The 25514-nt window shown below is 74.9% G+C and carries 22 protein-coding genes; 8 read left to right on the top strand and 14 right to left on the bottom strand.

The window, feature by feature from the left end:
• Positions 1–592: 592 nt before the first annotated feature.
• Positions 593–2431: a hypothetical protein gene (locus C7Y72_RS08520; RefSeq protein WP_107568333.1), complete on the bottom strand. Its 1839-nt coding sequence runs from the start codon at positions 2429–2431 to the stop codon at positions 593–595.
• 11 nt (positions 2432–2442) lie between these two features.
• Positions 2443–3618 carry an acyltransferase family protein gene (locus C7Y72_RS08515; RefSeq protein WP_107568332.1) on the bottom strand — a complete coding sequence of 392 codons (1176 nt, stop codon included), beginning with the start codon at positions 3616–3618 and terminating at the stop codon, positions 2443–2445.
• 63 nt (positions 3619–3681) lie between these two features.
• Between C7Y72_RS08515 and C7Y72_RS08510 the strand changes: the two genes are divergently transcribed.
• Both C7Y72_RS08510 and C7Y72_RS08505 read left to right on the top strand, forming a co-directional pair.
• Entirely contained in the window at positions 3682–5184 is a 1503-nt protein-coding gene (locus C7Y72_RS08510; RefSeq protein WP_107568331.1) for a flavin-containing monooxygenase, read from the top strand.
• Between the two features lie 12 nt (positions 5185–5196).
• Positions 5197–5856, top strand: coding sequence for a hypothetical protein (locus tag C7Y72_RS08505; protein ID WP_107568330.1), 660 nt, complete (start codon positions 5197–5199; stop codon positions 5854–5856).
• A gap of 6 nt (positions 5857–5862) precedes the next feature.
• On the opposite strand, the gene C7Y72_RS08500 is transcribed toward C7Y72_RS08505, so the two are convergent.
• The 4 genes from C7Y72_RS08500 to C7Y72_RS08485 all read right to left on the bottom strand — a co-directional run bounded on the left by C7Y72_RS08500 (position 5863) and on the right by C7Y72_RS08485 (position 9924).
• The gene (locus C7Y72_RS08500) at positions 5863–8124 is read right to left on the bottom strand and encodes an ABC transporter permease (RefSeq protein WP_107568329.1); all 2262 of its coding nucleotides are present in this window, start codon (positions 8122–8124) and stop codon (positions 5863–5865) included.
• Complete coding sequence (locus C7Y72_RS08495; RefSeq protein WP_107568328.1) at positions 8121–8837, bottom strand: ABC transporter ATP-binding protein; 717 nt, start codon at positions 8835–8837, stop codon at positions 8121–8123. Before C7Y72_RS08495 ends, C7Y72_RS08500 begins: the two co-directional genes overlap by 4 nt.
• Positions 8834–9358, bottom strand: a complete 525-nt coding sequence (locus C7Y72_RS08490; protein WP_107568327.1) for a PadR family transcriptional regulator — start codon at positions 9356–9358, stop codon at positions 8834–8836. Before C7Y72_RS08490 ends, C7Y72_RS08495 begins: the two co-directional genes overlap by 4 nt.
• A 107-nt stretch (positions 9359–9465) precedes the next feature.
• Entirely contained in the window at positions 9466–9924 is a 459-nt protein-coding gene (locus tag C7Y72_RS08485; RefSeq protein WP_107568326.1) for a sulfite exporter TauE/SafE family protein, read from the bottom strand.
• A gap of 76 nt (positions 9925–10000) precedes the next feature.
• Between C7Y72_RS08485 and C7Y72_RS08480 the strand changes: the two genes are divergently transcribed.
• Positions 10001–11035 carry a zinc-binding dehydrogenase gene (locus C7Y72_RS08480; RefSeq protein ID WP_107568325.1) on the top strand — a complete coding sequence of 345 codons (1035 nt, stop codon included), beginning with the start codon at positions 10001–10003 and terminating at the stop codon, positions 11033–11035.
• Between the two features lie 25 nt (positions 11036–11060).
• On the opposite strand, the gene C7Y72_RS08475 is transcribed toward C7Y72_RS08480, so the two are convergent.
• Together C7Y72_RS08475 and C7Y72_RS08470 are read right to left on the bottom strand one after the other, a co-directional pair.
• A complete protein-coding gene (locus tag C7Y72_RS08475) occupies positions 11061–12710 on the bottom strand; it encodes an ABC transporter ATP-binding protein/permease (protein ID WP_107568324.1) in 1650 nt (549 codons plus the stop codon).
• A gap of 51 nt (positions 12711–12761) precedes the next feature.
• Positions 12762–14258 (bottom strand): aldehyde dehydrogenase family protein, encoded by a 1497-nt coding sequence (locus tag C7Y72_RS08470; protein ID WP_107568323.1) that lies wholly within the window; start codon positions 14256–14258, stop codon positions 12762–12764.
• A gap of 221 nt (positions 14259–14479) precedes the next feature.
• Here C7Y72_RS08470 and C7Y72_RS08465 point away from each other — a divergent pair, with 221 nt between their 5' ends.
• Complete coding sequence (locus C7Y72_RS08465) at positions 14480–15769, top strand: helix-turn-helix domain-containing protein (RefSeq protein ID WP_107568322.1); 1290 nt, start codon at positions 14480–14482, stop codon at positions 15767–15769.
• On the opposite strand, the gene C7Y72_RS08460 is transcribed toward C7Y72_RS08465, so the two are convergent.
• From C7Y72_RS08460 to C7Y72_RS08450, 3 genes are read right to left on the bottom strand one after another with little or no spacing between them, the layout of a single operon-like run.
• Positions 15766–17139 carry a sensor histidine kinase gene (locus tag C7Y72_RS08460; protein WP_107568321.1) on the bottom strand — a complete coding sequence of 458 codons (1374 nt, stop codon included), beginning with the start codon at positions 17137–17139 and terminating at the stop codon, positions 15766–15768. The two genes, C7Y72_RS08465 and C7Y72_RS08460, sit on opposite strands and share 4 nt — an antisense overlap.
• A 29-nt stretch (positions 17140–17168) precedes the next feature.
• Positions 17169–17879, bottom strand: a complete 711-nt coding sequence (locus C7Y72_RS08455) for a response regulator transcription factor (protein WP_107568320.1) — start codon at positions 17877–17879, stop codon at positions 17169–17171.
• Complete coding sequence (locus tag C7Y72_RS08450) at positions 17876–18346, bottom strand: calcium-binding protein (RefSeq protein ID WP_107568319.1); 471 nt, start codon at positions 18344–18346, stop codon at positions 17876–17878. The genes C7Y72_RS08455 and C7Y72_RS08450 overlap by 4 nt, the downstream gene beginning before the upstream one ends.
• Positions 18347–18510: 164 nt before the next feature.
• Here C7Y72_RS08450 and C7Y72_RS23190 point away from each other — a divergent pair, with 164 nt between their 5' ends.
• The 3 genes from C7Y72_RS23190 to C7Y72_RS08435 all read left to right on the top strand — a co-directional run bounded on the left by C7Y72_RS23190 (position 18511) and on the right by C7Y72_RS08435 (position 21187).
• Complete coding sequence (locus tag C7Y72_RS23190; RefSeq protein ID WP_107568318.1) at positions 18511–19383, top strand: calcium-binding protein; 873 nt, start codon at positions 18511–18513, stop codon at positions 19381–19383.
• 143 nt (positions 19384–19526) lie between these two features.
• On the top strand, positions 19527–19919 hold the full coding sequence (locus C7Y72_RS08440; protein WP_233243779.1) for a MarR family transcriptional regulator: 393 nt from the start codon (positions 19527–19529) through the stop codon (positions 19917–19919).
• On the top strand, positions 19916–21187 hold the full coding sequence (locus C7Y72_RS08435) for an MFS transporter (protein ID WP_107568316.1): 1272 nt from the start codon (positions 19916–19918) through the stop codon (positions 21185–21187). The genes C7Y72_RS08440 and C7Y72_RS08435 overlap by 4 nt, the downstream gene beginning before the upstream one ends.
• Here C7Y72_RS08435 and C7Y72_RS08430 read toward each other — a convergent pair.
• Positions 21184–21837 (bottom strand): hypothetical protein, encoded by a 654-nt coding sequence (locus C7Y72_RS08430; RefSeq protein WP_107568315.1) that lies wholly within the window; start codon positions 21835–21837, stop codon positions 21184–21186. The two genes, C7Y72_RS08435 and C7Y72_RS08430, sit on opposite strands and share 4 nt — an antisense overlap.
• Before the next feature lie 55 nt (positions 21838–21892).
• A complete protein-coding gene (locus C7Y72_RS08425; RefSeq protein WP_158276728.1) occupies positions 21893–22489 on the bottom strand; it encodes a TetR/AcrR family transcriptional regulator in 597 nt (198 codons plus the stop codon).
• Between the two features lie 67 nt (positions 22490–22556).
• On the opposite strand from C7Y72_RS08425, the gene C7Y72_RS08420 reads away from it, so the two are divergent.
• Complete coding sequence (locus tag C7Y72_RS08420; RefSeq protein WP_107568313.1) at positions 22557–23798, top strand: cytochrome P450; 1242 nt, start codon at positions 22557–22559, stop codon at positions 23796–23798.
• Between the two features lie 29 nt (positions 23799–23827).
• Here the strand turns inward: C7Y72_RS08420 and ptsP are convergent, their stop codons facing one another.
• Entirely contained in the window at positions 23828–25513 is a 1686-nt protein-coding gene (ptsP, locus tag C7Y72_RS08415; protein WP_107568312.1) for a phosphoenolpyruvate--protein phosphotransferase, read from the bottom strand.
• Position 25514: the final 1 nt, after the last annotated feature.

Genomic DNA, 25514 nt, shown 5'->3' with positions numbered 1-25514 from the left:
GTTCCCCGGCCTGCTGGCGGTCGCGCTCGCGGTCCTCGGCGCGCTGTGGGCGGGCTGGTCGCGGCGGCTGCGCCGCGCGCTCGTCGCGGGCACCGGGCTCTTCGCGGTGCTGTCGCTCGGCTTCGAGACCTCCGGGCTCGGGCAGCTGCTCCCCTACCGGCTGCTCTACGAGCTGGTGCCCGGCTTCTCCGGGATCCGCGTGCCGCAGCGGATGAACACGTTCACGTCGCTGCTGCTTGCGCTGCTCGCGGCGGGCGGGACGGCGGCGCTGCTGTCGCGCGTCACCGCCGCCCGGACACGGACCGCGCTGGCGCTGGCGCTCACCGCGGTCGTGCTCGCGGAGGGCGCGGGCTTCGGGCCCGGCCGCGCCTACCCGCACCCGACCGCGCCGCCCGCGCCGGCCGGGCTGGCGGACGTGCCCGGGCCGCTGCTGCAGCTGCCGGTCCGGGCGCAGGACAACCGCGAGTACCTGCTGTGGTCGACCGACGGGTTCGCCCCGATGGTCAACGGGCGCAGCAGCATCCAGCCGCAGCGCACGACGCGGCTGCTGGCCCGGATGGACGGCTTCCCGGACGCCCGGTCGGTGGCGGCGCTACGCCGTCTCGGGGTCCGGTCGGTGGTGCTGCACGCCGATCGGCTCGCGGGGACGCCATGGCAGGCGTGGCGTGCGCGTCCGCTCGCGGGCCTGGGTCTCGAGCGCCGCGTCCGTGGGGACCTCGTCGTCTACCGCGTCCGCTGAGCGGCGGATCGTCACCAGCAGGACGAGCGCCGCGACGAGCACGGCGGCGACGACGAGCGACTGGTGGGCGGTGTGGATGACCTTGCCGGTCGGGCCGACGATCGCCCCGGAGATCTCCTCCTCGCCGTAGGCGGGCGCGACGAGCCCGGCGAGGACGCCCCAGGCCAGCAGCGTCAGCGCCGCCGGCCGCGCCTGCCCGCGCAGCAGCGCCAAGCGCGGCGCGGAGCGCGCGGCGAGCACGGCGGCGGCAGCGAACAGCAGCAGCACGGGCGCGATGGCGGCCCAGCCGTTGTCGAGGCCGAGCACGCTGAGGAACGTGTGCTGGAAGTTCGCGATCTCCAGCCGGTCCATCCAGGTCGCGGTCCCGCCGGGGCCGATGAGCGGCATCGTGATCGTGGCGACGACCATCGTCACCGCGCTCGGGACGGCGAGCGCGAGCGTCGGACCCGGGTAGCGGCGCCACGCGCACGCGAGCCCGACGGCGAGGAACGGCAGCATCGGGATGAGGAACCGCGGGCCGGGCGAGCCGCCGCCCATCGGCAGCCAGTAGCCGGTGTCGTAGAGGTAGTAGGCGGCGGCGATCGCGCCGATGACCGACGCCTCGGCGCGGCGGCCGCGGCGGTACAGCAGCCAGGTGCCGACGCAGGCCATGACGACGATCGGGATGAGCACGAGCACGCCGCGCGGCGAGATCAGCAGGTCGAGCGCCTGCCGCGGGGCGGGCACGCCGATGCCGAAGAAGCCGCCGTCGTTGAGCCCGAGCGTCTCGTGCCCGGTGGTGCCCTGCTCGTTGACCGCGTTCTTGTAGGAGAGCGTGGTGATCGAGCCGAACGCGACGAGGTTGTAGACGAACAGCGGCACCACGCCGAGGATCACGCCGGTCGCGTAGGTGCCGGCGCGCGCGGCGAGCGCGCGCGGCCCGGCGGTGATCGCGTCGGGCCGCAGCATCGCGTACAGGCCGACGATCGCCCCGGCGATGGCGAGCGGGTACTCGGTCGTGACGGCGAGCCCGGACAGGAGGCCCGCGAGGGCGAGGAGCACGAGCCGCGGTGTCGGGCGGTCGCGCTCGTGCCAGGCCAGGGCGAAGGCGGCGAACGCGAGCAGCGTCGCGAGCACGTGGCCGAAGAGGTTCACGGCGAACGGCATGATCAGCGTCGCGCCGCCGAGCGTCACCGCGGTGAGCGCCCCGAGCCCGGGCTCCACCCGTTCGACGCGTCGTCGCACGAGCACGAGCAGCAGCAGCGCCGGGATCACCGTGCCGACGAGGCCGAGCGCCCAGACCAGCGGCGCCTGCCGCTCGAGGCGGCTCTTCGTGGCGATCGCGTTGGCGCGGTCGTACCCGTAGGCGTGCACGTTCAGCGCCCGGTAGGACCACTGCGCGGCGCCGCCCTCCTTCGCGCGCTTCGCGGCGTCCGCGGCGACGGTACGCCCGCCGGCGGCGTCGAGGACCTCGCTCACCGGCGTCAGGAGCAGCGGCAGCCCGGGCGCCTTCACCGAGTAGAAGTGCCCGTCGATGTACGACTTGTCGCGCGTCTCCCAGTGGTAGGCGTCGATCTTCGTCGTCCCGGCGCCGAGCGCCTTGACGAACGCGTAGTACGACGTCTGGGCCCAGCCGAGCGACTGCATGACGAGCGCCCACCCCAGACCGAGGGCGACGAGCGCGAGCGCGCCCCGGCGGCTGCGGAGTGCCATTCCCGCCAACTCTAGGAAATTTCGGCGGCGACCTGTTTCGACCGTGTGAAGGAGCCGGTCCGTCCCGCGCGTCGGCGCGCCGCCCAGTCGATCGCGGGACGCTCGACCCAGCGCCAGGTCGCCTCGGCCGCCAGCAGCGACACCGCGAGGACCACGAGCATGCGCGGCCACAGCGCCTCGGGGAGCAGGCCGTTGTCGCGCAGCACGAGCAGCAGCGGCAGGTGCCAGAGGTACAGGCCGTAGGAGATCAGGCCCGTGCGGGCGAGCCAGCGTGCGCGCAGCCAGTCGACCGACGGGCCGCTCCCCCCGGCGGCGGCCGCGACGACGAGCGCGAAGCCGAGCGCGACCATGAGCGTCGAGAACAGCGCCCGCGCGAGGCCGCCGCTGGGCTCGGTCTCGTGCCAGTAGCCCTCGGCGACCACGAGCAGCCAGCCGACGACGCTGAGCCCCGCGGTCACCGCCGGGGTGAGGCGCGCCCCGTCGCGCCGCGCGCGCCGGTGCTCGAGCCACAGCGCGACGAGCATGCCCAGCGCGAAGTGCCCGATGTAGGCGGGGAGCGTCTTGCGCGGGATCTCGCCCCAGTCGCCGCGGTAGTCCGCGTAGTACCAGGCGAGCGTCACGCCGACGAGCGCGAGCAGCACTCCGGCGTGCCAGGCGGTGCGTCGCGGGCCGAGCGCGAGGCCCGCGAGCGCGATCAGCGGCAGCGCGACGTAGAACGCCATCTCGATCGTCAGCGTCCACAGCACGGGGTTCAGCTGCATGAGCGTGTCGAGCGAGTAGTTCTGCGCGAAGACCGCGAACAGCGGCAGCTCGTGCAGCTCGGGCTGGATCGTCGTCGGCCCGACGGTCGCGTAGAGGAGGAACACGACCGCGCCGCACACGTAGTAGGCGGGCAGGATGCGCGCCGCGCGGCGGACCGCGTAGCCGCGCACCGACGGGGGCGCCGCCCCGGTCACCGCGGCGCGCGCGAACCCCCGGTACAGGAGGTAGCCGGACAGGACGAAGAACGCGATCAGCCCGGCGTTGGCCTCGAACAGGACCCGGTCCAGGAGGTCGCGGTCGGCGAACCCGCGGGGCCGGTCGTCGCGGTAGAGCCAGACGTGGAAGGCGAGGACCGACAGGGCGGCGAGCGCGCGGATGCCGTCGAGGGCGTCGCTGCGGTCTGCGGTCGCGGGGCCCGGCGGCATCGTGCCGGAGGCTAGCGGCCCCGCCGCCTCGCCCGGGCCGCGTCCTCTGCGAAGATGACGCGCATGTCACGTTCGGGGACGAGGGTCGTCATCGTCGGCGCCGGATTCGGCGGGATCGGCTGCGCGATCGAGCTGCAGCAGCACGGCTTCCGCGACATCACGCTGCTGGAGCGCGGCGAGCAGGTCGGAGGCACGTGGTTCCACAACACCTATCCGGGCGCGGCGTGCGACGTGCCCAGCCACCTGTACTCGTACTCGTTCGCGACCCGCACCGACTGGTCGCACCTCTGCTCCCCGCAGGCGCAGATCCTCGACTACCTCCAGGGCGTCGCCGCCGAGCACGGCGTCACCGGCCGCACGGAGACCGGTGTCGAGGTCGCGTCGTGCACGTGGAGCGACACGAACGTCCAGTGGACCGTCACCGCGACCGACGGTCGCACCTGGGAGGCCGACGCGGTCGTCATCGCGACGGGCCAGCTGCACCGCCTCGCCTACCCGCGCATCCCCGGCCTCGAGCAGTTCGAGGGCGACGCCTTCCACTCCGCGGAGTGGAACCACGACGTGCCGCTCGCCGGACGCCGCGTCGCGGTCGTCGGCACGGGCGCCAGCGCCGTGCAGTTCGTGCCGGAGATCGCCAAGGAGGTCGGGCGGCTGCACGTCTTCCAGCGGTCGGGCAACTGGTTCATGCCGCGCCGCAACCGTCCCTACCCGGCGCTCGTCCGCGCGCTGATCCGGCACACCCCCGGCCTGCAGGCCTTCCGGCGCCGGTTCATCTACCACTACGGCGAGTCGCTGACCGCGATGATCCGCAACCCGCGCACGCTCGGCCGCCTCGGCCGGCTGCGCGCGACCGCGTTCATGCGCTGGCAGCTGCGCGACGCGGAGGTGCGGCGCAAGGCGTGGCCGGACTACACGTTCGGCTGCAAGCGGGTCCTGTTCAGCTCGAAGTGGCTGCCGGCGCTGCAGCGCCCGAACGTGGAGCTGGTGACCGACGCGATCACGGCGATCACGCCGCGCGGCGTCGTCACCGCCGACGGCCTCGAGCGCGAGGTCGACGTGATCATCTACGGGACCGGCTTCCGCACCACGGACTTCATGCTCCCCATGACCGTCACCGGTCGTGACGGGGTGGCGCTCACCGACGCGTGGGCGGACGGCCCGCACGCCCACCTGGGCGTGACGGTGCCCGGCTTCCCGTCGATGTTCCTCATGTACGGGCCGAACACGAACACGTCGGGCGGCTCGATCATCGTCTACCTGGAGGCGCAGGCCGCGTACATCCGGCAGGCGCTCCAGCACGTCCGCGGGCGCGCGGACGCGGCCGCCATCGAGGTCCGCCCGGAGGTCGAGGCGGCCTCCGACCGCGAGCTGCAGGCGCGCTTCGCGGGGACGGCGTGGACGCAGTGCGACTCCTGGTACCGCAACGAGTCGGGCCGGATCGTCACGAACTGGCCGGGGTACATGGGCGAGTACACGCAGCGGACCGCGGTGCTCGACCCGGCCGAGTACACGTTCGTGCCGGCGCCCGAGCGCGCGCCCGCGACCGCCGAGCCCGCGGCCTCGTAGGACGGACCGCCGGTGCCCGCGACCGCCTGGATCCGCCTGCGCACCCGCGGCATCGGGTCACCGCCCGTGCTCGCCGGGAGCCTGGAGCCCGCGGGCGTGGCGGGCGTGCACGCGACCGGGGCGCAGGACACCGGCGAGTTCGCCGACCTCGACGACGCGATCCTCTGGGCGGCGGAGCGCTGCCCGCGGATCGTCGTCGAGGTGGGCGGGCGGCTGACCGCGGGCGTGGAGGACGTCGCGGCGTACCCGCGGTTCCGGGGCGAGGCGGCGGCGCAGGCCCGCTCGACGGTCGCCGCGGCGCACGCGCGGTTCGCGCAGGAGCGGGCGGCGGACGCCGACGACGACGTGCACGACTGGTACTTCGCGGTCCACGACCCGGACCTCGCGCACGGCGCGGACCCGGAGCTCGTGGCGCGCGAGGTCGCCGCGCACGGGGACGTGACCGCGGTGCACGTCCGCGAGGACCCGACCGGCACGCCGGTGTGGATCGTCGAGCTGCAGGCCGCCACGGCGACCGACGCGGCCGGGCTCGCGCACGACCTGCTGCTCGCGGCGCTGTGGCCACCCGACCGGCACGTGCACGCCGCCTCGACGGACGTGGCGGTCGGCCGCGGCGCCCAGGAGGTCGGGCTCGCCGACCACCTGGACGACCTGCTGCTCCAGCTCGACTGACCCGGACTACTCCGTCCGCAGCCCGGACGGCGCGGTGAGGCGCAGCAGGGCAGGCAGCGTCAGCGCGGTGACGAGCAGCACGACGGCCGCGCCGATCCCGGTCATCCCGGCGACCGCGCCCCAGTCCATGACGAACGAGGCACCGCCGACGCGCAGCAGCATCCAGCCCAGCCCGATGCCGGTGCCGACCGCGACGGCGAGACCCAGCGTGACGGGCACCGCGGCCTGCAGCAGCACCGACCAGGCGAGCACCCGGCGCCGCGTGCCGAACGCGGCGAGCACGGCCAGCGGCCGGCGCCGCTCGCGCAGCTGCTCGAGACCACCGACGAGCAGGCTGGCGCCGAGCAGCAGCAGCACGAGCGCGGTGCCCGCGAAGATCGCGCGCCGCACGCTCGTGAACGCACCGAGCTCGATCGGGTCGTCGGTGCGGAACACGTCGCTGCGCAGCGCCCCGTCGGCGACGACGTTGCGCATCCGCTCGATCGTGTCGCCGCCGACCCCGGGGGCGACGGTCGCGTAGACCTCCTCCTCCGCGCCCGGCAGGCGGATCCCGGCGAGCGCGCGTGGCGTCGCGAGGATGCCGGTGAGCGCGCCGCCGGTCGGGCCGGGAGCGGGCTCGACGCGGCGGGCGCCGGCGGGGATCCGCCAGCGGCTCGGGGCGGCGCCCTCCCCACCGAGCTCGAACGTGCGGGCCGGTGCGGCGGCGGTCCGCCCGGTCAGGAACGTGTCGCCGTCCCGGCAGCGCCCGATGCGTCCGTAGGCGCGTAGCGAGTCGCAGTCGCCGACGATGATCTCGGCCCCTTCGTCGGCCCCGACCCGCTGGGCGGGGGCGAGCCGCACGCTGCTGACCTCCTGCACCCCCGGGATCGCCCGTAGCGCGGCGACGCTCCGCTGCGGCATCGCGGCGTCCCCGGGGTAGACGGGGTAGATCGCGACGTTCGCGCGGGCGCTGCTCTGCGGGTTGGGCAGCGTGGAGACGCGCTCGGCGGCGGTGAAGAGCGTCTGCAGCGCGATCGCCCCGGCGACGGCGACGGCGACGCCGCTGACGACGCGCGCGGCGGTGCCGCCGTCCATCTGGATCCGGCGGACGGCGAGCTGCCACGGCAGGCCGCCACCGCCGAGCCGGCGGACGCTCGCCTCGACGACCCAGGGCAGCACCGCGGTCATCCCGACGAGGACGAGCAGCACGGCGACCCCGGCGCGGTAGGCGTCGAACTCCTGGTCGGTGCGCAGCAGGTCGCCGCGCATGCCCCACAGCATCCAGGCGCCGATCACCGCGGGCAGCAGGCGCCAGCCGAGGCGGCGCGGTGCGGTGGCGCTGCGCCGCACGACGCCGAGCGGCTCGATGACGACGGAGCGCAGCACGGCCAGCGAGGAGACGATCGCGGCGAGCGGGATGGCGAGGACGACGAGCGCCGCGAGGGTGGCGTCGGGCCGCACGTCGGCCGGGAAGACGCTGACCCCGAACAGCTCGATCCCGCCGGCGAGCGGCCGGGCGAGCGCGAACAGCCCGACCCCGACGAGCAGGCCGCCGAGGGCGCCGACGAGCGTCTCGCCCGTGGCGACCCGCGCGGCCATCGCGCGGTCGGCGCCGACCAGGCGCAGGGCGGCGAGGCGCCGGTCGCGGTCCTCGCCGCCGAACCGCACGGCGGTCGCGATGAACGCGCCGATCGGCAGCAGCAGGACGACGACGGCGACCGCGATCAGGAAGGTGAGGAACCCGGGCAGGGGGTCGGGCGCGACGCCACCGCCGAAACGGGTGACGCGGTCGCCGTCGGCGGCGGAGAGCCGGTCGGTCCCGGCGTAGAAGAACAGCTCAGCCGGGCCGGTCAGCCCGGCGTCGCCGATCGTGCCGACGATGCGGCCGCGCAGGCGCTCGCGCAGGAGCGCGGCGTCCGGGCGGGCGAGGAGGTCGCGCAGCGCCGGGGACACGACGAGGTCACCGGGGCCGGGGAGCCGGCGCACGCCGGGCGGCGTGGCGGGACGGTCGCCCTCGGCCTGCACGAGCAGGCCGCCGATGTCCTCGTCGCGGAAGGTCGTGTCCGCGGCGGTCACGAGCGTGGAGGTCGCGGTCGCCGGACCGGGGCTCGGCGTCACGGCGCGGGCGGCCTCGCGGCCGTCGTGCCCGTCGACCATGGTGGGGATCGAGGCGGCGACGAGCAGGACGAGGACGCCGAGCGCGACCCCTGCCGCGGTCATGGCGGCGCGCACGGCGGAGGGGCGCCCGCCCGCGAGGGCGAGGCGCACGCCGAGGAGCAGGGCGGTCATGCGGTCCGCCCGTCCCGGACGACGATCTCGCGGTCCGCGTAGGCGGCGACGCGCGCCTCGTGGGTGACGAGCACGACCGCGGCGCCGCTGTCGCGCGCGGCGGCGACGAGCAGCTGCATGACCCGCTCGCCGTTGAGCGAGTCGAGCGCCCCGGTGGGCTCGTCGGCGAAGACGACCCGCGGGCCGGTGACGAGCGCGCGGGCCACGGCGACGCGCTGGCCCTGACCGCCGGAGACCTGCCCGGGGGTCTGGTCGGCGACGTCGGCGACCTGGAGGCGCTCCATCCACTCGCGCGCCTGCCGCTCGGCCGTGCGGCGCCGGACGCCCTGCAGGCGCAGCGGCAGCGCGACGTTCTCGACGCAGCGCAGCTCGGGGACGAGCTGGCCGAACTGGAACACGAAGCCGAACGCGGTGCGGCGCAGCTCGCTGCGGCCGGCGTCGCCGAGCGCGACGAGGTCGGAGCCGTCGTAGCTGATCGTGCCCGTGTCGGGCGGCACGATGCCGGCGAGGCAGTGCAGCAGCGTCGACTTGCCGGAGCCGGAGGCGCCCATCACGGCGACGACCTCGCCCGCGGCGATCTCGAAGTCGGCGCCGTCGAGGGCGAGGGTGGTCCCGAACTGCTTGCGCAGGCCGCCGGCACGAAGCAGCGGGCCGGGGGCGCGGCCGCCGGCCGCGGTGGTGGTCGGGTCCTGGGACACGGTGCTCGGGCTCATCGTGCGACCTCCGTCGCGAGGTCGTCAAGGCGGTCGGCGGTCAGCTCCAGCCACTTCAGGTCGGCTTCGAGGTGGAAGATCGCGTGGTCGCAGATCAGCTGGTCGGCGAGGTCGCCGTCGAGCTTGCGCCGGGTGAGCGCGCGCATCAGCGCGAGGTGCTCGGCGCGCTGGGTGTCGAGCACCTCGCGGGCCGAGCGGCCGGTGAGCATCGCGAGGACGACCTTCGTGTACAGGGTGCTCTGCAGGTAGAGGTCGGGCCGCTCGGGCTGCTCGAGCCAGGCGGCGATGTCGGCGACGCCCTCCTGCGTGATGACGTAGCGCTTGCGCTCGGGTCCTTCCCCGGGCTCGATGCCGTCGACGGCGACGAGGCCGTTCTTCAGCAGCCGGGCGAGCGTGGCGTACACCTGCCCGTAGGCGAGCGGCTTGTCGTGCCCGAACCGCTCGTCGTAGGAGCGCTTGAGGTCGTAGCCGTGACTCGGGCCCGCTTCGAGCAGCCCGAGGAAGGTCTTGGCGATGGACATATGCCGAGTATACACACAGCGTATACGCGGGCAGTAGACACCGCCGTACGCCACCCGCAGGCCGGCGGCCCGCCGGCCGTCCCACATGGGTCGGGCGCGGCAGGCGCCTAGAGCGTGCCGACCGGGGTGCGATCCCGGTCGGACTCCCACGACCGGCGCTGCCGGTCGAAGTCGTCCCAGTCGATCCCGTCGGGACCGGAGGGCTCGGGGCCCGGATCGGGCTCGGGACCGCGCCCGCCGCCACCACCACCGCCCTGGTCGTCGTCGTCGGCGTCGTCGGAGTGCTCGGCGCGCTCCGGCGGCAGGTCGTACAGCGACGGCTGTCGCGCGAGCCAGAACATGCCGAACCACGTCCCCATCGCCGCGCCGAGCAGCGCGAGCGCGGGGTACCAGACGTCGAACGCCGGCATCGTGAACGCGGCGATCCAGAGCAGCCCGCCGGAGATCATCAGGACACGGCAGGCACGCGCCGCCCGGTTGACGGGCATGCGGGGCGCGGGCGCGAGGACCGCGACGACGAGCGTGAGACCGACGGCGCCGAACATCGCGTGCACGTAGGACGGCACGCAGGGCATGGTGCCACGTTGCGGCCGGGGAATCGAGCACGAACCGCGAACGGACCGCGCGGGTAGGGTCCCGAGCATGCGAGCCACCCTGCTGTACGGCGCCGGCGACGTCCGCGTCGAGGACGTGCCGGACGCGTCGATCTCCCTGCCGACCGACGCCCTCGTGCGCGTCACCCGGTCCTGCATCTGCGGCAGCGACCTGTGGCCCTACAAGTCCAAGCCCGCGGGCGCCGACGGGCAGCGGATGGGCCACGAGTTCATCGGCGTCGTGGAGAACGTCGGCGCCGAGGTGACGACGGTGAAGCCGGGGGACGTCGTCCTCGCGCCGTTCGTGTACTCCGACGGCCGCTGCGACTTCTGCGCCGAGGGCCTGCACACCTCGTGCCGCAACGGCGGCTTCTGGGGCGTCGGCGACGTCGACGGCGGCCAGGGCGAGGCGGTCCGCGTCCCGCAGGCCGACGGCACGCTCGTCGTCCTGCCGGTCGGCGAGGACGACGCGCTGATGCCGTCGCTGCTCACGCTCTCCGACGTGATGGGCACCGGGCACCACGCGGCCGTCGCCGCCGGCGTGCGCCCCGGCTCCACGGTCGTCGTCGTCGGGGACGGCGCGGTCGGCCTCTGCGGCGTCATCGCCGCCAAGCGGCTCGGGGCCGAGCAGATCGTGATCATGGGACGCCACGAGGTCCGCACGTCGCTCGCGCGCGAGCTCGGCGCCACCGACGTCGTCGCCGAGCGTGGCCGCGCGGGCACCGCCAAGGTGCTCGAGCTCACCGGCGGCGACGGCGCCCACGCGGTGCTCGAGTGCGTCGGCATGGCCGACTCGCTGCAGACCGCGATCCGCGTCACCCGCGCGGGCGGCACCGTCGGCCGCGTCGGCGTCCCGCAGTCCGGGGACATCCCGGCCTCCCAGCTGATGTTCGCCAAGAACGTCTCGGTCGCCGGCGGCATGGCGCCGGTCCGCGCCTACGTCGAGGAGCTGCTCCCCGACGTGCTCTCGGGGGCGATCCAGCCGGGGCGCGTCTTCGACCGCACGATCGGCATCGAGGACGTCCCGGCGGGCTACGCGGCGATGGACGGGCGCGAGGCGATCAAGGTGCTGATCGAGCCCTGACGGCGGTCCCGGCCCGGCGGCGCGGTCAGCGCGCCGCCGAGAGCCGGCGGTCGAGCGTCATGCCCGTGGCCGACAGCATCAGCAGCGTGCCCGCCACGAGGATGCCGACCGTCACGACCATCGGGGTGGCGTAGAAGTCCGGCTCGAAGCCGGTGACCGCGCCGAAGTCGTTGGACAGCGACCCGTCGAGCCCGACCGAGTTGCCCATGCCGGTCAGCGCCCAGCGGGAGATCATGAGGTTCGCGACCGCCTTCACCGGCGCGACCATCGTCGCGTACGGGATCACCGCGCCCGCGAACAGCAGCTGCGGGATCAGCAGCAGCGGGACCGAGCTCGTCGCCTGGTCGGGCTTCTGCACGGCGGCCGACAGCCACAGGCCCATCGCCACCGCCGCCCAGCCCGCGGCGACGCAGACGACGAGCAACTGCCCGAACCCGGCGGGGCCGCCGGCGATCGGCTGCAGCAGCATCGCGGCGACGAGCAGCAGCGTCACCTGCCCGGCGACCATCGGGAACAGCACCGCGCACTTCGCGAGCAGGTAGGCGTCGAAGCGCACCCCGACCGCCACCTCGCGGTCGACGATCGCGCGCTCCTTCACGATCTCGCGGCAGGCGGTGATGATCCCCAGCCAGATCGCGCCGACCAGCAGCAGGAAGCACATCGTGACCTTGTAGTACGGGCCGAGCGTCGGGTTGTCGAAGACGTTCGGCGGCATCGCGAGGCCGATGCCCAGGCCGATGATCGGCGCCTGCCCGACGAGGATCGCCAGCGAGCGGCGGTCGCGCCAGGTGCAGGTGGCGTAGCGGGCGGCGAGGGCCGTCGTCTGCCGGCCCAGCGGCGGGAACGGCTTGCGCTCCATCGCGGGCGGCGGGCCGGGCAGCGCGTCGGGGAACGGCTCGTCCTCCATCGCCGGGGCGCCCTCGAGGTCGAGCGCCTCGTAGACCTCGTCGTAGCTCGAGACGCCGAACCGCGTGAGCATCTCCTGCGGGGTGCCGACGAACCGCAGCTCGCCGCCCGGGGCCATCACGGCGACCTGGTCGCAGAGGCCCAGCGAGGACGTCGCGTGCGTGGCGACGAGGACGCCGCGGCCCTCGTCGGCGAGGCGACGCAGCAGCCGCATCATCCGCGCCTCGAGCACCGCGTCGAGACCGGTGGCGGGCTCGTCCAGCAGCAGCACGGGCGGCCGGCCGACGAGCTCGGCGCCGCAGGACGCGCGGCGCTTCTGCCCGTCGGAGAGGGTCGCGACGCGGTGGTCGGCCCGGTCGGTCATCTGCAGCTGCGCGAGCACCTCGTCGACGCGCTCGTCGAGCTCGGTGGCGGTCGTGCCCGCCGGGAGGCGCAGCTCGGCCGCGTAGCGCAGGGCCTCCCGCACGGTGAGCTCGGGGTGCAGCAGCGTCCCGAACGGGACGTAGCCGACGTCGGTGGACCGCAGCCGGATCGAGTGCCCGTCGAGGTCGACGCTCCCGGCGGTCGGCACGGTCACGCCCGCGAGCGCGCGCAGCAGCGTCGACTTGCCCGACCCGCTCGGGCCGATCAGCGCGACGAGCTTCCCGACCGGGACGGTGATCGAGGTGCCGCGCAGGATCGTCTGGCCGCCCGCCGTCACGGTCACCGCACGGGCCTCGAGGCCCCGGGCCCCGGCCGTGCGCGTCGTCGTCTCCTCCACGGACGCCATGGGGCCACCGTACCCGGTCCCGGGCGCGGTGACCCCCGAGGTGGCGGCGTCCTACAGCGAGACGATCACGCTCTTCGTCTCGAGGTACGCGCCGAGGACCTCCTCGCCCATCTCGCGTCCCCAGCCGGACTGCTTGTAGCCGCCGAACGGCAGCTCGGCGCTGAACACGTGGTACGTGTTGACGTGCACGGTGCCGGCCTTGATCCGCGCGGCGAGCTGGTGCGCCTTGCTGATGTCGCGGGTCCAGACGCCGGCGGCGAGACCGTAGTGGGAGTCGTTGGCCTGGCGGGCGAGGTCGTCGACGTCGCTGAACGGCATCGCGGCGATGACGGGCCCGAAGACCTCCTCGCGGACGATCGTGTGGTCGGGGCGCGCGTCGACGAGGACGGTCGGCTCGACGAAGTAGCCGTCGCCCTCGATCGCCTTGCCGCCGGTCACTGCGCGGTTGCCCTCCTGCTCGCCCTTGGAGAGGTAGCCGGTGACGCGGTCGAACTGCTCCTGCGAGACGAGCGGGCCCATCTCGGTCTCCGGGTCGAGGCCGTGGCCGACCTTGATCGCGGAGGCGGCGGCGGACAGGCCCTCGACGACCCGGTCGAACTGGTCCTCCTGGACGTAGAGGCGCGAGCCGGCGGAGCAGACCTCGCCCTGGTTGAAGAAGATCCCCTGCGCGGCACCGGCGATCGCGGCATCCACGTCGGCGTCGCTGAAGATGATGTTCGGGGACTTGCCGCCGAGCTCCAGCGAGACGCGCTTGAGGTTGCCGCGCGCCGCGCCCACGATGATCTTCCCGACCTCGGTCGAGCCGGTGAACGCGATCTTGTCGACGTCGGGGTGCTCGGCGAGCGCGGCGCCCGCGGTCTCCCCGAAGCCGGGGACGATGTTCACGACGCCCGCGGGCACGCCCGCCTCGAGCAGCAGCTCGCCGAGCCGCAGCGCGCTGAGCGGCGTCTGCTCGGCGGGCTTGAGGACGATCGTGCAGCCGGTGGCGAGCGCCGGCCCGAGCTTCCAGGCGGCCATCAGCAGCGGGAAGTTCCAGGGGATGACCTGCCCGACGACGCCGATCGGCTCCCGCGTCGTGTAGGCGTGGAACTCGGCGTCCGGCAGGTACGGCACGGACGGCGTGATCGTGCCGCCCTTGAGCTTCGTCGCCCAGCCCGCCATGTACCAGAAGAGGTCGGCGGCGAGCGGCACGTCGGCGGCGAGCGCGACCGACTTGGGCTTGCCGTTGTCGAGCGACTCGAGCTCGGCGAGCTCCTCGGCGTGCTCCATGATCAGGTCGCCGACGCGGTGGACGATGCGCCCGCGCTCGGACGGGGACAGCCGCGACCAGGGGCCGCTGTCGAACGCCCGGCGCGCCGCCCTGACGGCACGGTCGATGTCCTCGCGGTCGCCCTCGGCGACGGTCGCCAGGAGCGCGCCGGTGCCCGGGTCGTGGGTCTCGAAGGTCCGGCCGGACGCAGCGTCGACCCACTCGCCGTCGATCAGGAGCTTGCGGCCGCCGGGACGGAAGGTGGTGGCGCCGGCGGGTGCGGGGGCGGTCGTGGCCATGGGGGATCTCTCCTCTCGGGTGCCCCGGCACCGTGCCGGGGCTGGTGACCGCGACGTTCCTCCCGCCACGACGACCGCGCAACCGGCCGCGGGACCGTTGCGCGGCCGTCGCGCCGACGTTGCAGCGACGTGGCATCCCCGTCCGGCGACGGCGCGGCAGCGCTACGCTGACCGGGAGGTCAGTTCCTGTGCACGATCCCGACGCGAGCCTCCAGGCCGGAGTGGACCCCCGACGGTGGGCGGATCTCCTGCGCCGTGCGCACGAGGCCACGTTCGCGCGCGGCCGGGCGCCGTCGATCGTGCGCGACGTCGTCGCCGACTCCTGGGAGCGGTGCACCACCAGCGGGCTGACGCCCGACGCGCCCGCGGCGCCGCTGATGGTGGAGCCCGACGACGCGCGCAGCCGCTGGGAGGAGCACCCGCTGTCGCGGACCGCCGACCTCCTGCGCGGCGTGCTCGCCGGACTGCTGCACGACGCGCGGCACATCCTCGTCGTCTCCGACGCGGACGGCACGCTGCTCTGGAGCGAGGGCCACCCGGAGGTCCTGCGGGCCTCCGAGGCGATCCAGTTCAGCCCAGGGTACTCGTGGGCGGAGGACCACGCGGGCACCAACGCGGTCGGCACCGCGCTCGCCGCCGGCCGGCCGGTGCAGATCTTCAGCGCCGAGCACTTCCGCAGCGCCGTGCACGCGTTCCAGTGCTCGGGCGCCCCGATCCGCGACCCGGACAGCGGGGAGATCCTCGGCGTGATCGACGTGACCGGCAGCTACCGGACCGGGCACCCGCACAACCTCGCGCTCGTGCAGACCGCCGCCCGGCTGGCGGAGGAGCGGCTGCGCAGCGAGATGCTCGAGCGCCACACGCGCATCCTCGGCCTGTTCGCCGAGCACGCCTCGCGCCACGGCGGTCCGGCGGCGGCGCTCGCCCCGAGCGGGCGGGTGCTCGCCGCGACCCACGACGCGTGGCGCGACCAGCGCTTCGAGGTCGCGGGCGGCACCGGCCGGATCGTGCTGCCCGACGGCAGCACCGGCACGCTCCACGACCTCGGGGAGGGCCTGCTCCTGACCGCGCCGCAGGACGCGCGCGCCGCCCGCTCCCGCGTTGCGGTGACCGTGTTCGGGAAGCCGTTCGTGACGCTGCGCGCCCCCGACGGCGAGCACCGGCTCTCGGGCCGCCACGGCGAGATCGTGGCGCTGCTGGCCCTCAACCCGGACGGCCTGTCGAGCGCCGACCTCGCCGAGATGCTCTACGGCGACCGCACGCGCGAGGTGACGGTCCGCGCCGAGATGCACCGGCTGCGGGACGTCCTCGGTGCCGGGCTCGCGACCCGCCCGTACCGGCTGGAGCACGTCGACAGCGATGTCGCCGCGGTCCTCGCCGACCTGCAGGAGGGGCAGGTCGCGCGCGCCCGCTCGCGGGTCCGCGGCCCGCTGCTGCCGGGGTCGAGCGCGCCCGCGATCGTCGCAGCGCGGCAGGCGCTCACGGCCGCGCTCGCGGACCCGGTGCTCTAGAACGTCACGACGAAGCGCGCCCCGCCGAGCGCGGGCGACGCGTCGACCGCGATCGTCGCGTCGTGATGGCCGACCTGCTGGGCGACGAGCGCGAGCCCGAGGCCGGACCCGGGCCGCTGGTCGACCTCGTCGCCCACGCGCGTGAACGGCTCGAAGATCCGGTCGCGGTCCTCCGGCGCGATCCCGGGCCCGTCGTCCTCGACGAGCAGCCGCGGTGCGGCGCCGCCGTCGAGCGTGACGCGGACGGTCCCGCCGGGACGGCCGTGCCGCACGGCGTTGCGCACGAGGTTGTCGAGGATCAGCCGGATGCCCGGCTCCCAGCCGACGACGACCACGGGCTCGGTCGGCGGCTCGTGCTCGATCGTCGTGCCCAGGTGGGTGCCGCGCGCGGACTGCACGCCGTCGGCGATCAGTCCGGCGAGGTCGACGGGAGCGTGCTCGACCGGGTTCGCGTCGCCACGGGCGAGCGCCTGCAGGCCGTCGAGCAGCGCGACCAGGCGCCGCTGCTCGGCCAGGGCGTCCTGCGCGATCGACTGGCGCGTCTCGCCGGGCATGTCGGGGTGGCGGGCGATCGTCGAGAGCGTCGCCTGGATCGCGGTCATCGGCGTGCGCAGCTCGTGGCCCGCGTCGGCCGCGAAGCGGCGGGTCGCCTCGAGCGCGCGGTTGCGCTCGGCGGCGGAGCGCCCGAGCCGCTCGAGCATGTCGTTGAAGCCTCGGGCCAGCGCGCGCAGCTCCTCGGTGCCGTCCTGCTCGGGGACGCGCCGCGACAGGTCCTCCTCGCCCGCGATGTCGCGGGTGGCACGGCGCAGCCGCCGCAGCGGGCGCAGCACGACGTCGGCCGCGAACCAGGTGCCGATCCCGGCGGCGACGAGCATCAGGATCCCCGTGAGCAGCAGCCGCTCGCGCAGCTCGCGCTGGCGGCGCTCGACCTGCCGCAGGCTGGTCGTGGCCTGCAGCCGGCTCAGACCGCCGAGCGAGTCGACGCGCAGCGTCGTCACGTAGATCCGCACGTTGCGCCCGTCGATCTTGCGGGTCGAGAAGCCCAGCGGCGCGTCGCTCAGCGTCGGGAACGGCACCCCCGCCTCGAAGACCGGCGTGCTGCCGAGCGTCGCCTCCAGCGAGCTGCCGGTCGCGCGCAGGACGTTGTTCAGCCGCGGATCCCGGCCCTGCTGGTCGCTGGAGTCCTCCTCGATCGCCGCGAGCGCCGCCGTGTCGGACAGCTCGGCGGTCCGGCGCAGCCGGTCGTCGACGCCGCTGCGCTCGGAGCGGTCGCTGACGCCGGCGACGACGATCCCGCCGATGACGAAGACCACCGTCAGGACGGACAGGACCCCGAGCGTGAGTCGGCTGCGGAGGTTGCGCAGGCGCATGGGGGTCGCGGACCGCGGAGGGCCGACGCTCAGACGCGCAGGACGAAGCCGACGCCGCGCACCGTGTGCAGGACGCGCTCGCCGCCGTGCGCCTCGAGCTTGCGGCGCAGGTAGCCGACGAAGACGTCGGCGACGTTCGTGCCCGGGTCGAACGTGTAGCCCCAGACCTCCTCGTGCAGCACCTTGCGCTCGAGGACCTCGCCGGGGTGGCGCAGGAACAGGTGCAGCAGCTCGAACTCGCGTCGCGTGAGCCCGAGGTCGTGGCCGTCGCGGGCGGCGACGAACGTGGCGGGGTCGAGCTCGATGTCGCCGACCGTCACCCGCTGCTGCTGGGAGGCGGGACGGCGTCGCAGGAGCGCGTGCAGGCGGGCGACCACCTCCTCGAGCGCGAACGGCTTGACGACGTAGTCGTCGGCGCCGGCCTCGAGACCCAGGACGCGGTCGTCGACCTCGTCGCGCGCGGAGAGCACGCAGACCGGCACCTCCTCGCCGTCGGCGCGCAGCTGGCGCAGCACCTCGAGCCCGTCGAGGTCGGGCATCGTGAGGTCGAGCAGCATGGCGTCCGGCCGGACGGTCCCGACCGCGGCCAGCGCCGCCCGGCCGCCCGAGGCGGGCACGACGGCGAAGCCCTCGAGCTCCAGTCCGACGGAGACGGCGCGGCGGATCGCCGGGTCGTCGTCGACGAGCAGGACGGTCGGCCGGCCGTCCGTCTCGCTGCTCCCGCCGGGCTGCTCGCTCATCGACGGGTGATGCTCTCACAGTCGGCGTCGACCAGATCCGCGGCGTCGGCGATGACGACGTCGCGGCCCTTGCCGCAGGTCACGGTGTCGGCCGCGCCGTCGCCGGCCGTGTTGATGACGTCGTTGCCGTTGCCGCCGGAGACGGTGTCGACGCCGGCCTGCCCGAAGATGCGGTCGTTGCCGGAGCCGCCGATCAGCGTGTCGTTGCCCGCCCCGCCGGTGATGGTGTCGTTGCCCGCATCGCCGAGGATCAGGTCGTTGCCGGTCCCGCCGTCGAGCGTGTCTCCGCCCCCGCGCCCGTACAGGTTGTCGTCGCCGCCGCGCCCGTAGAGCTTGTCGACGCTGCTCGTGCCCGTGAGGACGTCGCGCCCGTTCGTCCCGGTGCGCTTCGCGCCGTCGGCGACGATCGGCGTGCAGGCGAGCAGGACCGCGGTCAGCGCGGCGATCACGGAGGGGCGGCGGGGCATGACGGAAGGGTTGCAGCCGAACGTCCCCCACGCACGCGCACGACGGATCTCTCACCGTTTCCTCACGGATCGTGAGCGTTGCGTGAGAGCGACCCCACGGAGCGTCACCGGTCGGGGATAACGGTCGCAGTCCGCAACGACCCCACCGGAGGATCGACCCCACCATGAACTTCATCACCGACCGCCGCAAGGCCACCGCCGGCGCCCTCGCCGCCCTCATGCTCGTGCCGGCCTCGGCCTTCGCCGCGAACATCGACGGTGGTGCCGGGAACGAGCGGCTGCGCGGGACCAACGCCGCCGACGTGATCAACGGCAACGCCGGCAACGACCGCATCTTCGGCTTCGCGGCCGACGACAAGCTGAACGGCGGCTCCGGCAACGACCGCGTGTTCGCGGCCGACGGCAACGACACGCTGTTCGGCGGGCCCGGCAACGACTGGCTCAACGGCGGCAAGGGCAACGACACCATCACCGGCGACGCCAACAACACCGGTGACCGCACCTCGTTCGACCGCCTCTACGGCGCCTCGGGCGACGACACGCTGCGCGGCGGCGACTCCCGTGACTGGGTGTACGGCGGCTCGGGCAACGACACGTCCTTCGGCGAGTCGGGCAACGACAAGATGGCCGGCGGGACCGGCGACGACCGCCAGGAGGGCGGCGCGGGCGACGACGTCATCTACGCCAACGCCGGCACCGACACGAGCATCGGCGGCGACGGCAACGACACGCTGTGGGCGCTCGCGCGGTCCGACGTGCAGCCCGGTCCGGGCGGCGAGGTCGACCAGGTCGGCGACACGCTCGACGGCGGCAACGGCAACGACCGCTTCCGCACCCGCGACGGCGAGGTCGACCGCATCACCTGTGGCGCGGGCACCGACCGCGCGTTCCTCGACAACGTCGACGTGATCGCCGACGCGACGGCCGAGAACCCCAACGGCTCGTGCGAGCAGGTCGAGCGCAAGGACCCCAAGCCGCGTGAGTCCGCCTCGGAGGACGTCCAGTCCGCCCCGGCGGCCGAGAAGGTCAGCTCCTAGTCCTCACCGACCCCACCCCGACGTCCCCCGACCCGCCCGTCCGGCCTCGCGCCGGGCGGGCGGTCGTCGTCCCAGGTGGTTTGCTAAAGTAATTACCTATCGCAACTTCTTCCGCTGCCCAGTCCGCCACGCATCTGCGCCACGTGATCGCCCGCACCGCCCGCTGGCTGCGCCACGCGGGCGCCGAGGAGGTCACGCTCCTGGGCCCGACGCTCACCGCCGCGCTCGCCACCGTCGAGCGCCACGGCCCGCTCGCCCCGAGCGAGCTCGCCGACCGCGAGCGCATCCGCCGGCCCTCCGCGACCCGGATCGTCGCCAAGCTCGAGGAGCACGACCTCGTCACCCGCACCCCGGACCCGGCCGACGGCCGCTCCTGCCGGGTCGCGATCACCGAGCCCGGCCGCGACCACCTGCAGGCGATCCGCTCGCGCAAGGACGCCGTGCTCGCCCGGCGCCTCGCCGAGCTCAGCGCCGAGGACCGCGCCACCCTCGACCGTGCCGCCGACATCCTGGAGCGGCTCGTGGACCGCCGATGAGCGCGCGCATCCGCCGCACGTTCGACCCCCTCCACGTCGCCGATTACCGGCGCTACTTCATCGCCCAGCTCATCTCGACGAGCGGCAACTGGATCCAGAACGTCGCCGCCGTCTGGCTCATGGTCTCGCTCACCGGCGACGGCCTCGCCGTCGGCCTCGTGCCCGCTCTGCAGTTCGTGCCGCTGCTGCTGCTCGGGCAGGTCGGCGGTCTGCTCGCCGACCGCGTCGACAAGCGCCGGCTGCTGCTCTGCACCCAGCTGGTGATGATCATCCCCGCGGCCGCCCTCGCCGTGATCGCCTTCCTCGACGCGGCGACCCCGGCGCTGATCTACGCGGCCGTGCTGCTGCGTGGAATCGCGATGGCGCTCGACGGTCCCGCACGGCAGGCGCTGCCGATCGAGCTCGTCGGGCCCGACCGCGTCGTCGGGGCGGTCGCGCTCAACAGCCTCGCGATCAACGCGTCGCGGATCATCGGCCCGGCCGTCGCCGGCCTGCTGATCGGCGTCGCCGGGATCGCCTGGTGCTTCGTCGTCGACGCGCTCACCTTCGTCGCGATGATCGTCGCCGTCGCGCGGCTCGACCCGGCGCGCATGGGCGCCCCCGCGCGCGGCCCGCGCGAGCCGCACGCGATCCGGGCCGGCGTCGCCTACGTCCGCCGCACGCCCGAGCTGCTGATCCCGCTGGGGATGATGGCCCTCGTCGGCCTGCTCGCCTTCAACTTCCAGGTCCTGCTCGCGCTGCTCGCGTCGACGACCTGGGGCGGCGACGCGTGGCTGTTCACCGCGATGACGATGGCGATGGCCGTCGGCTCGATCGCCGGCGCGGTGGCGATCGGCGGGGCGCGCGACCTCGGGCCGGCCGCGCTCGTCACGTCCGCGGCCGCGTTCGGGGTGACCGACCTGCTCGTCGCCGCCTCCCCCACCGTGGCGGTGCAGCTCGTCGCGCTCGTGCTGCTGGGTGCCGCGAGCGTCACGTTCTCCTCCGGCGTCACGTCGGTGCTCCAGCTGCGCGTCGACCCGCAGATGCGCGGTCGGGTGATGGCGCTCTACTCGCTCGTGTTCCTCGGCTCGACCCCGTTCGGCGCCCCGCTGCTCGGCTGGATCGGCGAGCACGCCGGCCCCCGTGCCGGCCTCGCGCTCGGTGGGCTGGCCGCCCTGGCCGCCGCCGTCGGCGCCGCCGTCGCCTACCGGCGCACCGGCGGCGGACCGCCCGTGCCGCCGGTCGTGCGGCCGCGCGCCGCGCGCGAGCGCGAGCCGGTCGCCGCCTAGGGTCGCGCGAGCGCGGCGAGCGGCGCACCCCAGCGGTCCAGCGAGACCCGCGGGGGCGGCACCTTGTAGCCGATGTGCAGGGTGATCCCGAGGTCGCCGGTCGCCCACTTGGCGAACGTCTCGGCGAAGCGCTCCTCGCGCGCCGACCGGCCCAGGCACGAGCGATCGTCCCCGGGAGTGCCGCACGGGTAGCCCGCGGGCACGAGCGCGTCGAGCCGGGCGGCCAGGTCGGCAGGCACGAGCGCCGCGTCGACCGCGTGCCCGAGCTCGTGGAGCACGAGGCGCGCCACGCCGGCGGCGCCGAGTCCCCGGCTGACGGGACCGAGGTCGAGCGTCAGCTCGTGACGGCCGTCGGGCAGCGAGCGGGCGGTGCCGGCGGCCTGGGGCAGCGACGGGGTGCCGACGGTGATCGTGGTGCGGCCGTCGATGCGGTCGATCAGCGCCCGGGCCTCCGGGCGAGCGGCCGCGACCGCCTGCAGGACGGCCTGACGGTCCAGCGGATGCGTGCCGGGCGCAAACGTGAAGGTGCCCCGGTCCGGTGCCCGGGCGACCGGCTCGGTGCGCGCGTCGGCGCCGCGGCCGTCGAGCACGACGACGATCGCGCACAGGAGCGCGAGGACGGCGAGCGCATGGCGGACCGGCGAGGACATCCGCCGACCATCGACGGACGCGCGCGGGGACTTGAGCGCGCCGCGCGGGGGCCGCTCAGCCGTTGAGCGTGCGCTCCCAGATCTCGGCGAGTGCGGCGATGAGCGTGCGATCGGCGACGGCGGGGTCCTCGGCGACGACCTGCTGGTAGGCGGTGCGCTCCGTCATCCACACGAGCGCCTGGGCGGTCGCGGTGGCGGCGGCCGGCGGGCGACCGTCGCGCCGCAGCCGCTCCTCGGCGAGCCCGACGAAGCGCTCGATCGTCCCCGACCAGTAGGCGCGGATCTCCGGGTCGTAGCCCGACGCCTCGACGAGCGCGCGCACGAGCGGGGCGTGGGCGCGGAAGGTGCCCAGCAGGTCGGCGACGACGCGGCGCACGTCGGCGAGCGCGAGCGGCTGGTCCCAGTGCGCGCTGGTGACGCCGTGGATCTCGGTGGCGAAGTCCTCGACGAGGCGCACGAGCAGGTCGCGGCGATCCTCGAAGTGCGCGTAGAACGCGGTGCGGGTGCGTCCCGCGCGCTTGGCGATGCGGCTGACGTTCAGGTCGGCGAACGAGGCGCCCTCGGCGAGGAGCGCCTCGGTCGCGGCGAGGAACGCGCGCTCGGTCTCCCCCCGGCGGGGGTCCTCGCGCGTGCGCTTCTCGAGCAGGGCCACGGGCCGCAGTCTACGCACCTCGTGATGACAGCTTGCAATGACACTGTGTCTGTTTTACGCTCGCGGCATGAGCTCCGCGACCGCCGCCCCCGCCGACCTGTCGACGCTCGACCTCGGCGACCACGCCCACTGGACCGACGGGCCCCCGTACGAGCTGTTCGCGCAGATGCGCCGCGAGCAGCCCGTCCACTGGAGCCCGAACGACCGCTTCCCCGACGAGGACGGGTTCTGGTCGGTCACCCGCGCCGACCTCGTCCACGCCGCGACGCGCGACTTCACGACCTTCTCCTCCGAGCGGCGCGGCATCTTCCTCGTCGACGACGTCGGGGTCCCGCTGGACGTCCAGCGCCTGCAGATGATCTCGATGGACCCGCCCCGGCACGACCGCATGAAGAAGCTCGTCGGCAAGGCGTTCACCCCCGGCCGCATCGCCGAGCACGAGCACGTCGTGCGGCGGATCGTCCAGACCGTCCTGGACCGCTTCACCGACCACGACCACGTCGACCTCGTCACCGACATCGCCCAGCCCGTCCCCGCGCGCGTGATCGGCTCGCTCCTGGGTACCCCCGAGTCCGACGACCGCCGGCTCGTCCACTGGACGAACGTCGCCACCGCGTTCGAGGACCCGGCCATCCGGGCGACCTGGGGCGACTCGCTCGAGGAGATCATGCAGGTCGTCGCCTACATCGAGGCCGTCCGCCAGGAGCGGGTCGAGCACCTCGGCGACGACCTCCTGTCGGCCCTCATCACCGCCGAGGTCGATGGCGACCGGCTCACCGAGATGGAGATCGCCACCTTCTTCGTCCTGCTGCTCGCCGCGGGCAACGACTCGACCCGCGCGACCTACAGCGCGACGATGCTCGCCCTGATGGAGGACGAGGAGCAGCGTCGGCTGCTCGTGGAGGACCCCTCGCGCATCCCGGCCGCCGTCGAGGAGGGCCTGCGCTGCTTCCCGGCCTTCGGGATGATGGGTCGCGCCGCGACCCGGGACGTCGAGCTCGGCGGCGCGCAGATCCGCGAGGGCGACCGCGTCCTGCTCTGGTACATCGCCAGCAACCGCGACCCGGCCCTCTACCCCGACCGCCCGGACGCCTTCGACCTCACGCGCGAGGGCCTGGACCGCCACCAGGCGTTCGGCGCCGGCGGCCGCCACTTCTGCCTCGGCGCGTCGCTCGCCCGGATGGAGCTGCGGATCTGGATCGAGGAGACGCTCGCCCGCTGGCCGGACATGCGCCTCGACGGCGACCCCACGCGCATCCGGTCGCTGTTCCTCAACCAGTACACGCACATCCCGGTCGCCCTGCGGTAGGCACCCGCCGGGCGCGGGCGTCCCGGCGCCTAGCCCGACGCGACCGCGGCGCCCTCCCCGCGAACGGCGGCGTGGACGGCCGCGCGCGCGTCGGGCGCCGACGGCGCGGCGAGCGCGAGCTGCGCCAGCGCGCGGCACTGCTCGAGCGTGTGCGCGGCGAGCGTCGCGCGGACGTCGGGCAGGCAGGCGGCCGCCATCGACAGGGACGAGACGCCCAGGCCGGTCAGCACGAGCGCGAGCTCCGGATCGGACGCCGCCTCGCCGCAGACCCCGACGGGCTTGTCGTGGGCCAGGCCGGCCTCGCCGACCATCGCGACGAGCCGCAGGACCGCGGGCTGCCACGGGTCGAGCAGGTCGGCGAGCTCGCCCGCCAGCCGGTCCGCGCCCAGCGTGTACTGGGCGAGGTCGTTCGTGCCGAGGCTGACGAAGTCGACGTGCTGCAGGATCTCGGTCGCGCACAGGGCGGCGGCCGGGACCTCGACCATGACGCCGACGCGGTCGATGCCGTGCTCGCGGGCGACCGCCGCGAAGTCCCGCGCCTCGGCGGCGGTCGCGACCATCGGGGCCATCACGCCGACCTCGGCGTCGGTCCCGGCGGCGGCCGCGGCGATCGCGAGGAGCTGCTCGGTCAGCAGCCCGGGGTCGCGGCGCGCGAGCCGCAGGCCGCGGACGCCGAGCGCCGGGTTGGCCTCGTCGGGCTGGTCGACGTACGCGAGCGGCTTGTCGGCGCCGACGTCGAGCGTCCGCACGATCACGCGGCGGCCGGCGAACGCGGTGAAGACCTCCCGGTAGAGGGCCTCCTGCTCGTCGCGGGTCGGGGCGGTCGCCCGGTCCAGGAAGAGGAACTCGGTGCGGAACAGGCCGACGCCCTGCGCCCCGGGGACCCCGGCGCTGTCGACGTCGGCCGGGCCGCCGATGTTCACGAGCAGGCGGACCGGGTGACCGTCCGCGGTGCGCCCGGGGCCGTGCGAACCCGCGCGACGCGCGGCGAGCTCCTGGGCGGCGCGCTGCGCGTCGGCGACCTGCGCGCGGTCGGGGCCGACGACGATCCGCCCGACGCCCCCGTCGACGAGCAGCTCGTCGCCGTCGTGCAGGCCGGCCGCGGCCGCGCAGGCGACCACGGCGGGGATGCCGAGCGACTTCGCGAGGATCGCGGTGTGATCGGTGGGCCCGCCGCGCTCGGTGACGATCGCGACGACGCGGTCGCGGTCGAGGGTCGCCGTGTCGGCGGGCGCGAGGTCGGTCGCGACGAGGACGAACGGGTGCCCCGGGTCGGGGACGCCGGGCATCGGCACGCCGAGCAGGTGCGCGATCGCGCGGGTCCGCAGGTCGTCGAGGTCGGCGACGCGCTCGGCCATGTAGCCGCCGAGCGCGACGAGCGCGGCACGGTGCTCGGCGAGCGCCGCGTCGACCGCGTGCGGCGCGTCGCGGCCGCCCGTCACGCGGTCGGCGATGCCCGAGGCGAGCATCGGGTCGCGGGCCATGAGGGCCTGCGCCGTCAGCACGTCGGCGGCCTCGCCGCCGGCCGTCGCGGCCCGGGCCTCCAGGTCGGCGGCGACCGCCTCGAGCGCCGCGGTCGCGCGCCGCGCCTCGGCCGCCGTGTCGGCGACCGGCGCGTCGTGGGCCGGGAGCTGCGGGCCGGGTGCGAGCCGGGCGACCGGCCCGACCGCGATGCCGGCGCTGACGCCCAGGCCGTGGTGCTCGAGGGAGGCCATC

The organism is Paraconexibacter algicola (assembly GCF_003044185.1).
Classification (GTDB): Bacteria; Actinomycetota; Thermoleophilia; order Solirubrobacterales; family Solirubrobacteraceae; genus Paraconexibacter; species Paraconexibacter algicola.
Note: the sequence above shows the minus strand (reverse complement) of the source record. Positions and strands in the feature narration are given on the sequence as shown.

Coding starts and splice junctions, on each gene's coding strand:
- C7Y72_RS08515 (WP_107568332.1), bottom strand. CDS start 3,618: ATGCCGCCGGGCCCCGCGACCGCAGACCGCAGCGACGCCCTCGACGGC.
- C7Y72_RS08430 (WP_107568315.1), bottom strand. CDS start 21,837: ATGTCCTCGCCGGTCCGCCATGCGCTCGCCGTCCTCGCGCTCCTGTGC.
- C7Y72_RS08480 (WP_107568325.1), top strand. CDS start 10,001: ATGCGAGCCACCCTGCTGTACGGCGCCGGCGACGTCCGCGTCGAGGAC.
- C7Y72_RS08455 (WP_107568320.1), bottom strand. CDS start 17,879: ATGAGCGAGCAGCCCGGCGGGAGCAGCGAGACGGACGGCCGGCCGACC.
- C7Y72_RS08510 (WP_107568331.1), top strand. CDS start 3,682: ATGTCACGTTCGGGGACGAGGGTCGTCATCGTCGGCGCCGGATTCGGC.
- C7Y72_RS08460 (WP_107568321.1), bottom strand. CDS start 17,139: ATGCGCCTGCGCAACCTCCGCAGCCGACTCACGCTCGGGGTCCTGTCC.
- ptsP (WP_107568312.1), bottom strand. CDS start 25,513: ATGGCCTCCCTCGAGCACCACGGCCTGGGCGTCAGCGCCGGCATCGCG.
- C7Y72_RS08490 (WP_107568327.1), bottom strand. CDS start 9,358: ATGTCCATCGCCAAGACCTTCCTCGGGCTGCTCGAAGCGGGCCCGAGT.
- C7Y72_RS08500 (WP_107568329.1), bottom strand. CDS start 8,124: ATGACCGCCCTGCTCCTCGGCGTGCGCCTCGCCCTCGCGGGCGGGCGC.
- C7Y72_RS08450 (WP_107568319.1), bottom strand. CDS start 18,346: ATGCCCCGCCGCCCCTCCGTGATCGCCGCGCTGACCGCGGTCCTGCTC.
- C7Y72_RS23190 (WP_107568318.1), top strand. CDS start 18,511: ATGAACTTCATCACCGACCGCCGCAAGGCCACCGCCGGCGCCCTCGCC.
- C7Y72_RS08435 (WP_107568316.1), top strand. CDS start 19,916: ATGAGCGCGCGCATCCGCCGCACGTTCGACCCCCTCCACGTCGCCGAT.
- C7Y72_RS08520 (WP_107568333.1), bottom strand. CDS start 2,431: ATGGCACTCCGCAGCCGCCGGGGCGCGCTCGCGCTCGTCGCCCTCGGT.
- C7Y72_RS08495 (WP_107568328.1), bottom strand. CDS start 8,837: ATGAGCCCGAGCACCGTGTCCCAGGACCCGACCACCACCGCGGCCGGC.
- C7Y72_RS08475 (WP_107568324.1), bottom strand. CDS start 12,710: ATGGCGTCCGTGGAGGAGACGACGACGCGCACGGCCGGGGCCCGGGGC.
- C7Y72_RS08420 (WP_107568313.1), top strand. CDS start 22,557: ATGAGCTCCGCGACCGCCGCCCCCGCCGACCTGTCGACGCTCGACCTC.
- C7Y72_RS08470 (WP_107568323.1), bottom strand. CDS start 14,258: ATGGCCACGACCGCCCCCGCACCCGCCGGCGCCACCACCTTCCGTCCC.